This is a genomic window from Photorhabdus caribbeanensis, assembly GCF_018448885.1.
Taxonomy (GTDB): Bacteria; Pseudomonadota; Gammaproteobacteria; order Enterobacterales; family Enterobacteriaceae; genus Photorhabdus; species Photorhabdus caribbeanensis.
In genome coordinates this window covers 384,345-397,690 of sequence record NZ_RCWB01000001.1, presented here as the reverse complement: position 1 = coordinate 397,690, position 13,346 = coordinate 384,345, and the positions used below count along the sequence as shown (strand labels likewise).

At 41.7% G+C, this 13,346-nt stretch carries 13 protein-coding genes; 3 read left to right on the top strand and 10 right to left on the bottom strand.

Annotated features, from left to right (window positions below; genetic code table 11):
• Positions 1–16: 16 nt before the first annotated feature.
• Genes EAE90_RS01940 through EAE90_RS01920 form a run of 5 tightly spaced genes read right to left on the bottom strand, consistent with a single transcriptional unit; the run spans position 17 to position 4,395 of the window.
• Positions 17–739, bottom strand: coding sequence for an Imm52 family immunity protein (locus EAE90_RS01940; protein ID WP_214052018.1), 723 nt, complete (start codon positions 737–739; stop codon positions 17–19).
• Between the two features lie 12 nt (positions 740–751).
• Positions 752–1,525 carry a Tox-REase-5 domain-containing protein gene (locus tag EAE90_RS01935; protein WP_214052017.1) on the bottom strand — a complete coding sequence of 258 codons (774 nt, stop codon included), beginning with the start codon at positions 1,523–1,525 and terminating at the stop codon, positions 752–754.
• Between the two features lies 1 nt (position 1,526).
• Positions 1,527–1,868 (bottom strand): hypothetical protein, encoded by a 342-nt coding sequence (locus tag EAE90_RS01930; RefSeq protein WP_214052016.1) that lies wholly within the window; start codon positions 1,866–1,868, stop codon positions 1,527–1,529.
• The gene (locus EAE90_RS01925) at positions 1,865–2,362 is read right to left on the bottom strand and encodes a DUF4123 domain-containing protein (RefSeq protein WP_214052015.1); all 498 of its coding nucleotides are present in this window, start codon (positions 2,360–2,362) and stop codon (positions 1,865–1,867) included. The genes EAE90_RS01930 and EAE90_RS01925 overlap by 4 nt, the downstream gene beginning before the upstream one ends.
• 2 nt (positions 2,363–2,364) lie before the next feature.
• Positions 2,365–4,395: a type VI secretion system Vgr family protein gene (locus EAE90_RS01920; RefSeq protein ID WP_214052014.1), complete on the bottom strand. Its 2,031-nt coding sequence runs from the start codon at positions 4,393–4,395 to the stop codon at positions 2,365–2,367.
• Between the two features lie 636 nt (positions 4,396–5,031).
• Here EAE90_RS01920 and EAE90_RS01915 point away from each other — a divergent pair.
• Complete coding sequence (locus EAE90_RS01915; RefSeq protein ID WP_036777751.1) at positions 5,032–5,322, top strand: hypothetical protein; 291 nt, start codon at positions 5,032–5,034, stop codon at positions 5,320–5,322.
• Between the two features lie 635 nt (positions 5,323–5,957).
• Here EAE90_RS01915 and glnB read toward each other — a convergent pair.
• From glnB to EAE90_RS01890, 5 genes are all read right to left on the bottom strand, one after another.
• A complete protein-coding gene (glnB, locus tag EAE90_RS01910) occupies positions 5,958–6,296 on the bottom strand; it encodes a nitrogen regulatory protein P-II (protein WP_011147501.1) in 339 nt (112 codons plus the stop codon).
• A 15-nt stretch (positions 6,297–6,311) separates the two neighbouring features.
• A complete protein-coding gene (locus EAE90_RS01905; RefSeq protein ID WP_214052013.1) occupies positions 6,312–7,934 on the bottom strand; it encodes an NAD+ synthase in 1,623 nt (540 codons plus the stop codon).
• A 66-nt stretch (positions 7,935–8,000) separates the two neighbouring features.
• The gene (gene glrR / locus EAE90_RS01900) at positions 8,001–9,338 is read right to left on the bottom strand and encodes a two-component system response regulator GlrR (RefSeq protein ID WP_214052012.1); all 1,338 of its coding nucleotides are present in this window, start codon (positions 9,336–9,338) and stop codon (positions 8,001–8,003) included.
• The gene (gene qseG / locus EAE90_RS01895) at positions 9,335–10,177 is read right to left on the bottom strand and encodes a two-component system QseEF-associated lipoprotein QseG (protein ID WP_246550204.1); all 843 of its coding nucleotides are present in this window, start codon (positions 10,175–10,177) and stop codon (positions 9,335–9,337) included. Before qseG ends, glrR begins: the two co-directional genes overlap by 4 nt.
• Positions 10,178–10,180: 3 nt before the next feature.
• Positions 10,181–11,620 carry a sensor histidine kinase gene (locus EAE90_RS01890; protein WP_214052011.1) on the bottom strand — a complete coding sequence of 480 codons (1,440 nt, stop codon included), beginning with the start codon at positions 11,618–11,620 and terminating at the stop codon, positions 10,181–10,183.
• Between the two features lie 738 nt (positions 11,621–12,358).
• On the opposite strand from EAE90_RS01890, the gene EAE90_RS01885 reads away from it, so the two are divergent.
• Together EAE90_RS01885 and EAE90_RS01880 are read left to right on the top strand one after the other, a co-directional pair.
• The gene (locus EAE90_RS01885; RefSeq protein ID WP_214052010.1) at positions 12,359–12,544 is read left to right on the top strand and encodes a hypothetical protein; all 186 of its coding nucleotides are present in this window, start codon (positions 12,359–12,361) and stop codon (positions 12,542–12,544) included.
• A gap of 126 nt (positions 12,545–12,670) precedes the next feature.
• On the top strand, positions 12,671–13,270 hold the full coding sequence (locus EAE90_RS01880; RefSeq protein ID WP_214052009.1) for a short chain dehydrogenase: 600 nt from the start codon (positions 12,671–12,673) through the stop codon (positions 13,268–13,270).
• Positions 13,271–13,346 lie beyond the last annotated feature (76 nt).

Sequence of the window (13,346 nt, the reverse complement as noted above, 5' to 3'; positions counted from 1 at the left end):
AATAACATCACTCCCATTAAACTTCGGTAATTAACGGCAGTAATCCCAAATTCACCAACTGAATTTCAACATCATTGGATTTATCAATATCATCCTGATTCCTTCCATCAAAAATGCCTTTTTTGGTGATAATCAGGGTTCCGACCTGTTCATTATTTTGATACACAGGGAGTACATCCTCCGCCATAGGTAAGTAAGATTTGTCAATAATGTGAGGCTGGTAAAGCATCCAGCCTACACTAAGGCGATCAGGGAAAACTTGTTTATTCCGTAATGTATATTCGTTGGTTTCGACCTGAATATAAGAGAGGTCACGGCTAGTCACTAGGTATTCGACAAGTTCAATTAACCGGGAAATACCAAGCTGACTGCTGTCAATTTTTAGGTTCAGTTCCAATTTAACCCAGTTAGGACGTTTTATTGACTGTTTACTATAGCTAATACTACTAGATAGTTCGTCCTCTTCTCCATCCCACATATCTTCAATAAGTAATGGAAAATCCTTTTTATAAGATTTTTCAAAATAGCTCACGGTCTTTTCTGTTGGCCCTTGTTCATCAAACACAATGTGCGTTAGTGCTTCTTTTCGTGAATAACCAGTTAAATACCACGTTTTTTTCCGCCCGAAAAATATATCAACTTGTCGTGTGATACGAAATAAATCCATTAACGCAGTATTAACAATAATGGTTTCCTGCTGTTCATAACGTACATTGATTTCTATACGAATTATCGCCATATTTACCTCGGGTTAAACTGTTGCCATCAAATCGTAGCAGGGTGTATAGTGAACACTAATGTTTTTATGTTCAATAAACAGTGACTTAAAATAAGCACAACTTATGGGCTGTAAAAAATGCCATTCCACATGAGGAGTATTATCTAATACGTCACATACAGCTTGTTGTCGAGCACCTTGTTTTCTTCCTGCTTTCATCCCCTTCCACCAATTTTTAGGTTTACCCTGAATATCAAAAAACTGGTCATACCGCGCTTTGGCCTCCAGAAATAAGCAATATGCTGGCCGCCAGCCATCAAACGTCACTTTCAGGCATTGAAATTCCTGGATCATTTGTGTGAGCGGGTTATATTTAGTTTTCGCAATAAATCTCTGATAGTTAATCGTGATGGCGCTCCAACGACTCACCTTGCGATATTTTTCACTTGTCACCGGAATAGCAAGGCAAGCTTTGCACACTTTTTCAGTTTCCGTTTTTTCACACTCTTCCGTCTCAGACTGGGCTTTAGTCTGAACCGCACTGGCATCAACAGATTCATCCCCTAAATCATCATCCTCCCAGAAATCCGCATAAGCTTCGGCACTCCAGACAATATTTCGATCTTCATCCGTGATGTCAGGGCTGATTACAAAATCCGTTTTCTTATGTTGAATGTTGTCATCGTCTATTACGGATTTATCTTTACCCGCTTCCATGATACCGACTGCAATTAATACCCCGGCACAGGCGCTGGCGACATATTCAGCCGCACCCACAGCGACAGGGGCTAATAAGGGTATTGGCATATTAACGTCTCCTGTTCATCTTATTTTTTGCAATACAAAGAATATCTTTAAACTGTTGCTCGGATTCCTGATCAGAGGATTCCAGAGCAGACTTGATTGGCAAGGCATGCTGAAAATCAGGATTAAACGCGACCAAAGATAAATAGGATTGAATCAAGTATTTATCCTGAAAGTTTAATGTCAGCAAATAATCATAAGCAGCCATTAGCCGTTCGTTCAGCGAAGATGGGGAAGGAATTAAATCCGCATGTTTGGTAAGAAGTTCGGCCTGTATACGATCAATCACCGTCTGTTTTTCCAGTTTGGTGATAATATCAAATTGTTCCTGAGTCAATTCAATCATAATGGAACTCCTGACACCGAATAATAAGTGGAATTGTATTGATAAACCCATTTATCAATATCATGCGTAAATGCAGACAATTGTTCATGGCTAAAAATGTCACTGATGCGATGCAAAATACGGGGATCATAAAAACGTAGCAGTGCCGTCTGTTTTGTCGGCAGTTGAATATTTAAATATGACACAAGATGTCGGGTCAGCTTATCTAATGACAGAGAGGTTAATAACCATGATACTGCCGGATATGTTTCTTCGAGGGTTGATAATTTATCTTGCCACTGATGAGCATATTCCATATCAAACAGCCACGGACCTGCAAATGCAAGTTTTGAATCTGGATAGTGCCGGAATAGTGGATTGTTGACACCCACGATATAATTAATCTCCTCACTAAAACAGCGTTCATACTGCAAACCATTCACCAGCGCGTAAAGCCGAATGCCGGGATGTTTTTTCTGGTAATTAACCAATTTTTCGCTTAATTCAGGTGTCATAATTACCCCCGGATAACGGTTATTGCTTCTTCAAGCTCAGCTTTCATCAAACAACTGAGACAAATTTCTTTAAGTGGTTCTTGAGCAACAGGAGTGGATATTTCAGCGCTGACCTGTTTCAGTTTATCCAGCATATCCGGCAGTTTTCCTCCCCAACCCGAACCTGTACCCGGTGCTCCACTGGCAAAACTAATCCCGGCACTACTGCTGATGCCACTGGCATCAATTTTAATAAAATGCCCCGCAGCCTGTAATGTGAGCTCACTGCCGGCATCAATAACCACCTTCGCCCCGGAACTGAGATGAATTTCATTGCCACTTTGTACCAACAACGCATCGTCAGCTTTAATATGAAGTTTTTGTCCGGTTGAAACGGAAATATCTTGCTGCGCCAGAACACGATATTCATTATCAACACGTAAGTGAGCATCGTGTTTAATATGATGAGTCCGATTATGTGCAATATTGACCATTTCATCGTTTAAAATCTCCGTTTTCATATTCTTCTGAGCATGAATATAGATTTCCTCACCGCCTTTATCATCATCAAAACGCAGTTCATTAAACCCTTCCCCTTTATGGGTTTTTGATCGGATTACCATCTGCGTTTTTGCCATCGGCAAACGGTTCGGTGGGAGATTAATGGCATTATAGGTACGACCAATAATAATCGGCTGGTCAGGATCGCCATGCATGAAATCAACCAGTACTTCCTGACCAACACGCGGGATAGTCATCATTCCCCAACAGTGTCCAGCCCAAGCTTGGCTAACTCTTATCCAGCAAGAACTTTGATCATTAAGCTTGCCATACCGGTCCCAGGCAAATTGCACCCGTACTCGTCCATATTCATCACAAAATATTTCTTCTCCCTCAGGCCCCACCACGGTGGCAATTTGCAGGCCATCAATACTTGGCTTGGGGTAAGGCAAGGGACGCCATACCCGATTGGGACTACCAAAGGTAAAACTGTTCGTTAAAATCGTCCCTCTGCTATCAAAATGAGATTCATCTGCTTGAGGTTGATGGCCACGGTGAGTAATTTGGATTATTTGCCACGGTGCATTAAATTTTTCTTTCGGATGATCGGTAAGCGTAAACCACATGCCCGGCAAGAGAGCAAAGCTGTCACTTTGCCCACAGCCGAGCAAAGCATCATTACGTAACGCCTCCAACCGATATTGACTTATCCGTTGCCCATTTCCATCCTTATAACGTCCGGGAAAGTCATAGTAATAGTAGCTATTTAAATCCGAACGCTGATTACTGATGTACCTGTGATTTTCATGGAATTGAAAATCAGAATACCACCGGGGATGTTTAAACGTGTAGTCTCTCACCGAAACTTCAGCAACGCCCACCCTTTCTCCCCAACGAAACTGGCTGATGCAACACTGGTTGCCTGTGGTATCAGGTTCTGGGTTGTAGGGCAGTGAAAGAGAGCCATTCCTGGCATAAGAGTCGACAAAAATCATTGTCGGCTCGCCCTTATCCTGATCAAAGTGATAGTAATAAAAGATCCCTTCATCAGCTAACAAACGCTGCAAAAAAAACAAATCACTCTCATCGTACTGAACACAGAACTCCCGCATTGGATGTTCATAACGCAATAGACAAGAGAATTGCCGAACGCCATTTTCTTTCAATAGTCTATCAATAATATCGGTGACGGATTGATTCTGAAAAATACGGGAGTTAACCCGCAATCCGGCACGCCACAAGGAAGGATGGAGAGTCAGGTAATAACAACTACGATAACGTCCCGTTGTCTCCTGTACAAAATGAGTCACAATCCCGGTGATATAACGCTCAGGCTGCCCGTCACGATAAACGGTCAATGTGGCGTATTGATCCAGAACATCTGCAAAATCAATATCCGGATTGGCACAAGTCACTGTGGCTTGCAAACTGAATAGCGTTGATAAGGCTTCATTCAGTGTAAATTCAACCACAGCAAAAGTTTTCACAGGGAGATTACCGGCTGTAAGAGTAAAAACCAGCCCCGTTCGTTCTACATCAAAATTATTAACCATAACGATGATTACCTATATTGAATCGTCAGCTCACAATATATCCCTAAACGAAATGATCACAAAAGAAGCAATTATGATGTTTTTTAATCAATCATGCAATCAGTTCATAAGAAAATATGATGAAATAGCAGAAGACAGAAGACAGAAGACAGAGGACAGAAGTAATGATAAACAATTTATTCACTATGAATGTTTGGCCCACATAAGGTGATTTAAATTTTCAACTTAATATTACGGTGATAATAACCAATAAAGTGAAGTGAACAGAAACAGTATTTAATTTATAGTAATGATATTTATGATGACCTGTCCAGAAAGCCAAGGCAAAAATGATCCAACATATTTTCAGCAGGCAAGAGGTTTTCCCGCAATTCTTATTTACCACTATTTACGGTTTGAGAAGATTTAACTAATTTCAAGCCGTAATAAATCATCCGATAGTTTAAATTAAAAACTATTTTGATAATTTATTCCAAACATTAATTATAGTGATCAGTTATTTTATGAAATAAAAACGATAAAGAATATTAAATTAAATAAGAATTTCTCATCTATACTTAATGTTGTTAGTCCAAAACAACATCCTAATAAGTCTAATCTTAATAAAATCAGATTGAAATAGTGAGGGGTTGTAATATGGGCATTATTCACGTTACCAACAATATGAAAAATGATACGATTGAAGTTGCGATTAACTACTGGAGCACTGATTACGCACGATTCACAGTGTCCGACGATTATTTTAATATCAGTCCTGGATATTTTAGGGCTTCCTGGTTTGTTGACGATTGGCGCGGTTATATCATGTCAGTCAAAAGGCTAGGAATTACATTTTCATATTTCATTTTACCTGACACCAAGATTATTGTCGGAGAAAATCGAGTTACAGAAAATGAGTATGTGATAAAACCTTTATTTGTAAGCTAGTTCATTTATATTTAATGTTGTTAGTCCGAAACGGCATCCTAATAAAGTCAAATCTTAATGAAATCAGATTGAAATAGTAAGGGAGTTGTAATATGGGCATGATTCACGTTACCAACAATACGAAATGTGACACGATTGAAGTTGCAATTAACTACTGGAGCACTGATCAAGCACAATTCAAAGTGTCCGACGATTATTTTACTATAGTTTCTGGAGGTTATAGAGATTCTTGGGTTGTCGACGATTGGCGTGGTTATATCATGTCAGTCAGAAGACTTAAAATCATATATTCATATTTCATTTTACCTGACACTAAGATTATTGTCGGAGAAAATCGAGTTACAGAAAATGGGTATGTGATAGAACCTTTACTTGTAAGGTAGTTCATCGCCTTGATTGAGTATATACTCAAGATACTTCAAAGTGCATGTTTGAAAAACGATTATGTTGTTGAGTTTAAATGTTTTTATGTCTGACGGCTCAAGCATCTTGAAGTTCATTCGGTATATAAGATTATAAATGAATGTATCTACTATCGATGACCGTCTAAACGGTCATCGAAGAATTCCGGCTACTTTTATTGAGAGTGGCGTCTTATATCTATCTGTCACCACCCCCTAAAAATCTAAATTAAGTTAAATCGCCTCTTCGTCCTGCTCGCCGGTACGGATACGCACAACACGCGCCACGTCGAATACAAATATTTTACCATCACCGATTTTCCCGGTTTGTGCCGTCTGCATAATGGTTTCAACACAGGTATCGACAATATCATCTGGCACGACAATTTCTATTTTCACTTTTGGCAGAAAATCCACCATATATTCCGCACCGCGATACAGTTCAGTGTGGCCTTTCTGGCGCCCAAAACCTTTCACCTCTGTTACCGTCATTCCGGTGATACCCACTTCCGCCAGAGCTTCACGCACATCATCCAGTTTGAAAGGTTTGATAATCGCATCAATCTTTTTCATGAAGTTTTCCTGTTGTTACCAGTTTTTACGGCCGAAACCAGAGGTAATCGGGTAGCGTCTGTCTTTACTAAAATTACGCGGCGTAATACGCGGCCCCACCGGCGCCTGACGACGTTTATATTCGTTAATATCAACCAAACGAACAACTTTACGTACAATCTGTTCATCAAACCCCGCAGCCACCAGCTCATCAACCGATTTATCCTGCTCCACATAACCTTCCAGAATATCATCCAGAATGTCATAAGGCGGTAAGCTGTCCTGATCAAGCTGTCCAGGCGCCAATTCCGCCGATGGCGGACGATCAATCACTCGTTGAGGTATCGCCGGCGAAACGGTATTACGATATTTTGCTAATTCAAATACCAATGTTTTCGGTACATCTTTCAGCGCATTAAAACCACCCGCCATATCACCATATAATGTGGAATATCCCACCGCGGATTCACTCTTATTACTGGTCGTCAGCACGAGACGATGGCGTTTGTTAGACATCGCCATCAGAATAACGGCACGGCAACGCGCCTGTAAATTCTCTTCGGTGGTATCTTTAGCCGTACCCGCAAACAGAGGTTCAAATTGCGCCATAAATGCATCAAACATCGGTTCGATCGACACCACATTAAACTCAACGCCCAACATCTCAGCTTGTTCTTTCGCATCTTCTATACTCATTTCAGACGTATAGCGAAATGGCATCATAACAGCCTGAACATGATCTTTGCCCAATGCATCAACCGCAATTGCCAGCGTTAAGCCAGAGTCAATCCCCCCGGATAAGCCTAATAACACGCCTTGAAAGCCATTCTTGCGAACGTAATCATGCACTGAAAGGACTAATGCCTGATATACCTGCTGCAATGGCAGTAGTTCAGGCGCCGGATTAACCATAGGTTCAATCGTTAATTCATTAAAACAGCATTGTTGGATTTGTTCATTAAATGCGGCTAATCGATGAGTCACTTCACCACTTGCATTAAAAACTTTAGAACAGCCATCGAAAATCAGCTCATCCTGACCACCCACCTGATTAAGATAAATCATAGGTAAATCTGTACGTTGGCAATGTTCTCTAATCAGTTCATAACGAATATAAGGTTTTTCACGATTATATGGCGAAGCATTGATAGACAGAATTAAGTCTGCGCCAGCCTGTTTCAAGGCATCAATCGGTTCATCAAACCATAAATCTTCACAAATCAATAAGCCGAGATTGTAGCCCTTAAATGGCACAACACAGCTTTGATCGCCCGCTTTAAAATAGCGTTTTTCATCGAAAACACCATAATTTGGCAACTGTTGTTTGAAATAACGGGCCAAGATTTTCCCTTGCCAGAATAGGGAAAGGGCGTTGTAAATCTCCCCGTCCTGTTCCCAAGGATGACCAACTAAAATAGCAGTTTGACAACTGGCAGCCTGTAAACGAGCCAATTGCTCACGGCAACGCTGATGAAAATCAGCACGGAATAAGAGATCTTCTGGAGAATAACCGGATATCGCCAGTTCAGAAAACATGACCAAATCAGCACCTTGTTGCTGTTGTTCCTGTACTGTCTGCAACATACGTTCACAGTTGCCTTCAATGTCACCAATCATCCAATTAAGCTGTGCAAGGGCAATATTAAGAGTACGGCTCATAAAATTTGGCTCTCCCAAGCCACCAATCTTTATACCAGTGTAAAAACTTCCTGATCAGCAGAAAAGTTATTCTTTAAAATCGTTCGCATCCAATTCATGGCGCGCCAGTAATTTGTAGAATTCAGTCCGGTTACGTCCCGCCATACGCGCCGCATGAGTCACATTCCCTTTAGTCATTTGCAGTAATTTACGCAGATAATTCAGTTCAAACTGATTTCTGGCTTCTACAAAAGTGGGTAACGCTGTATTTTCCCCTTCCAGCGCCTGCATAACTAAGGCTTCACTAATAACCGGCGCAGTAGTTAACGCAACACATTGCTCGATCACATTAACAAGCTGACGCACATTGCCAGGCCAACTTGCCGCCATCAAGCATTTCATTGCATCAACGGAGAAACTACGGACAAAAGGTTTATGGCGTTTCGCTGACTCACGCAACAGATGATTCGCCAATAAAGGAATATCTTCAACCCGACCATTCAAAGCTGGAATTTTCAAGTTCACCACATTTAGGCGGTAATAGAGATCTTCGCGAAATTCATTTTTTGCCATCGCCTTCGGCAAATCACGGTGAGTCGCGGAGATAATCCGTACATCAATATCCAGATCGCGGTTACTGCCGAGCGGACGTATTTTACGTTCCTGCAATACCCGCAATAATTTAACCTGCAAAGCCAGCGGCATATCACCGATTTCATCAAGAAACAGCGTTCCTCCCTGCGCAGTGAGGAATAGCCCTTCACGGCTGCTGACCGCACCGGTAAATGCGCCTTTGGCATGACCAAACAGTTCTGACTCAAGGAGTTGTTCTGGCAAAGCGCCGCAGTTAATCGCGATAAAGGGTTTTTTCGCTCGTGGACTGGCGCGATGAATTGCCTGGGCTAATACTTCCTTCCCGGTGCCACTCTGACCATTTATCAGTACACTGACATCAGATTGAGCGACCATTCGCGCCTGCTCCAACAAGCGCAACATCACAGGGCTGCGGGTAACTATCTGCTCCCGCCACTGTTCATCACTGGCAGGCGTGGTCAACGCCAATGCGCCATCAATCGCTTTATAAAGCGCATCCCGATCAACCGGTTTAGTCAGAAAACTAAAGACACCCTGTTGAGTGGCCGCCACTGCTTCTGGAATTGAACCATGCGCAGTCAGAATAATAACCGGCATGCCCGGTTGTTGCTTCTGGATTTCAGCGAACAACGCCATACCATCCATTTCATCCATACGCAGGTCACTGATCACCAAATCAACTTTTTCTTTAGTTAACAGTCTCAACGCTTCAGCGCCGCTTTCCGCGGTTGTGACACGAAACCCTTCACTGGTAAGACGCATTCCCAACAATTTCAACAAACCAGGATCGTCATCAACCAGAAGAAGATGGGCTGGCTTACGCGCTGTCATGGTGCGGCTCCTTTATCTGATTCAGAGGTATTATTTTGCGTACCGTTTTTATTAGGTAATGTCGTCTCTGGTGTTTCAGCATGTTTATCTGAATTGCCTGATCCAGCACTCCCTTGATTTTGCTTACGGGAAGAGAGCTGACGCTCAATATCTGTCAGGTTTTCCAGTTTACGAGAAGTTTCTTGTAACTCAAATTCCAATCGTGCGCGACTTTCACGCAGATGATCAAGTTTATTATCCGTATCTGCCTGTAATTTTTGGAATCTTGCCCGCTCCTCAGCCACTGCAATTTGCTGAACCTGCTGTTCGCGCCATAACTGTAATAATGCTCGCAACGAATCTGGGAATTTCAATCGGTATTTATTGAAATTTTCAACCATTTTCCGACGTTCAGACAACGTAGGACCAGCACTATTAAGTAAGATACTTTGTTTAAAAGCCGTATCCCAAGTAACCGGAAGAGTGTACTTCGCCATATTACGTGCTTTAGCTGATGTCAGGCGATCTGAACAGTCCATCAATCGCAGCCAGTAAAGCGCGTTCTCAATCGATGGCGGCGTCTCTAAATCCCACATTAACTCACACTCTGCAATACGGTAATCCGTTACCCGTTGCTCTGGTATTACCATTTGCGCAACTGTGGTTAAATTATTATTAACCGGATTTTTGACGCAACCCGCCAATAAAAAAACGACGAAGATCAGCAGAATCATGCTAAAACCCCAAATTGAAATTCGAGGTAATAACAATCTGGCAACCAACACGTTTTTCCCAGGTTGTACTGCAATATTCTGCCGATCCGTCTTTTGTACAAAACGGTAAGTAGACCTGTTATGCATTATTTATTCATTCTCAGCAGTTAATGGCAATTTAATACGAAAACATACGTCAGCAAATTCGCTCTGAATCAATATCAGTTCGCCCCCCATACGCTTAATACAATCCTGTGCAATACTTAACCCAAGACCGCTGCCTTTCACTGCGCCTTTGCGCTGGAGCGTTCCCTGATAGAACGGTTCAAAAATCATACTACGTTCTGATTCAGGAATTGGCGTGCCGGTATTAGCAACATTAATTTGAACATATTTGCCAATCTGACGACTTGAAACCCAAATGTTACCGGATTCGGCGCCATAGTGCACCGCATTAGAGTAGAGATTATCAATAACCCGCATTAATAGCGTAGGCTCTGCCCATAAAATATCAGCATCAAGCTGAATTTCTGTCTGAATATTCTTCGATCTCGCGGGTAAACTGTGTGATAAAACCACTTCATTAACAATTTCCCGCAGAGAAACCTGCTGTCGCTCCGTCGGGCCATCTGCCAGCTTACGGTTATAATCCAGTAATTGCTCGATCAATTGCTGTAAATGTTTACTACTATTATCAAGAATAGCAACCACTTCTTGCTGATCAGCCGTTAATGGCCCTGCCACTTCATCAGCCAGTAATTCTGTTCCTTCCCGCATACTTGCCAGCGGAGTTTTCAGTTCATGAGAAATGTGACGTAAAAACTCATGGCGTTGTGATTCTAACCAAGCCAAACGTTCACTAAGCCAAATAATCCGCTGCGCCAAAGAGCGGAGCTCTCGCGGCCCCTGAAAAGAATCTATGCGAACGCCTAATGATTGCCCTTCTCCCAATCGGTTAATCATGCGTTCAATCCCTTTAACCGGCCCGATAATCATGCGAGTAAATAACGCGACCAATAACGCACTCAGTAGAAATAAAATAAGACTCTGCCAGCCAAAAAATTGTCCTTTTTCAGCAATATCTCTCTGTAGCTGTTCTCCTCGGCTGAAAATAATATCACGGGTAGCCTGTACCATTTGACTATTAGCATTGGAGAATTGCTCAAGTAATTGAGCGGCAGGTTGGGTAGGTTCACTATTGAAACAACTGATTTTTGTCAATTGTGACAATAAGCTGTTAAGCGTCTTAATATGCTGTTGATCATCAAGTATAGCCATCTGATCTTTCAGCATCTTAAAGTATTGCTGATATTGCCTTTGGTAGAGGTTTTCCAGCGTCTTATCCCCTAACACACAATATTGGCGGTAACTGCGCTCCATCTCCAACGCAATACCTGTCATAGCTTCACTGCGGCGGGCATCCGCCAGCGTGGTACGATTTATATCAGCCGCTTGCTCACTGAGTTGATCAAGACTCTGATAAGCCTGATAAGCCAGAACCAATAATGGCAATAACACTAGCCAGAAGGCCATGACAACTAATTGGCGCAATGAGCGCGGAAATAAACGCCATTTTTTCAAGGAAATCATCTCGTAACCTGTCAGTACACTAATGCTAACCGACAAAGGGCGGATAGAAAAACCCATCGGCTGATAAATTCTGCTGTGCCTGAAAATCAGTGTAAGACGCAAACAGTACAAAGGGGCAGGTAAACACCTGAGCGATGACGGCGGAATAATAGTTTTCGCTACTATCCCGCCAGTGAGGATAACGCATGCCCGCTGTTTATCGACAACAGTCAGACATAGGTTGGTGCCTCACTCCACGTGTCGCCCGATGTTTGATAAGGCCCGAAAGCGATATCACTGAGTTGGACGGTAGGCACCTTACTCTGGCATCATTCGATAGTTTATGTGGCATTTCTCCACCCAAATGTGGGCCGACATAAGAAGTTGAATGAGCAACTGTGCCAGCTTAATGCAGATTCCGTGCCAACATTAAAAAAATAATCATAAACCACTGTTTTTACTTTATAAAAAATTAAATGTCACGTTTCAGCGACCGAATAGCTTCCTTTCCAATATGAGGAAAATTTATTTTCTGTCGCCAATTAAAGACACCTAAAATCATGCAAATAAAAATAGATTAAAATCAAATAATTAAATGTCTCTTTTTTGAGACACCCATAATGCATGTTTGTCGGGTAATTGAGACAATAGAGCAACCGGGCATCTATGCGCCTAAACATTCACCGATAATCTGGCCTTTATCAGCCAATAATGTACCATCGTAGATAGAAGTAAAAAGTCTCTATTCGGGAGAAAATTATGCACCAAACCAAAAATGGGGAACCTCCATATATGGTTCAAGATCCGACTCAATTTGAGATGCAAAAAGAACAAATAGCTTTGTTACACCTGCTCTCTTTGGCTGAGAAAGATATAAAATCTGGACGAGTAGTATCACCTGATGAACTACGAAATAACCTACGGAATTTAATCAACAATGACTGACAAAAGGGTGTGCAATTTCTGCTCACCATTTTTCGTATCAGTTCAACATATTCGAGTTAAAAGTAATATTCATTATGCAACGATGTAGTCGAGAAAATTTTATTAACTAGGAAAAGGTAAACAAAAATGAAAGTTATTGTTATTGGAGCAAGCGGTACAATAGGAAAAGCAATCTCGGAAGAATTAGAAAAAAATCACGAAGTCATTCGTGCCGGAAGAAATGGCTTAGATGTTGTAGTTGATATCACTTCCGTTGATAGTATTAAGAGTATGTATGAGAGAATTGGCAAAGTTGATGCTGTAGTCAGTGCAACAGGTAGCGCACATTTTGGATCAATCTCAGAATTAACTCCAGAGTTAAACGAAATAGGAATAAACAGTAAACTCAAAGGCCAAATTAACTTAGTACTGTTAGGTATGGACTATATTAACGATGGCGGAAGTTTTACTTTAACAACTGGAATTATGATGGATGATCCTATTATTCAAGGAGCATCAGCAGCGATGGCTAATGGTGGTGTCAAAGCATTTGTAAAATCTGCGGCAATTGAAATGCCAAGGGGAATTCGCATAAATAGCGTTAGCCCTAATGTCTTACAGGAATCATTGGATAAATACGGTGAGTTTTTCCCAGGTTTTAATGCTGTTCCTGCTAGCCGTGTAGCACTTGCTTTTAAAAAAAGCGTCGACGGCGCTCAAACCGGACAAAACTACGAAGTTTATTAATTTAGAGAAAAGAATCACCCGTCTGGCAAAACGTGTATCTGAAACTGACGGTCACTGATGACGTGCTGATCGTATC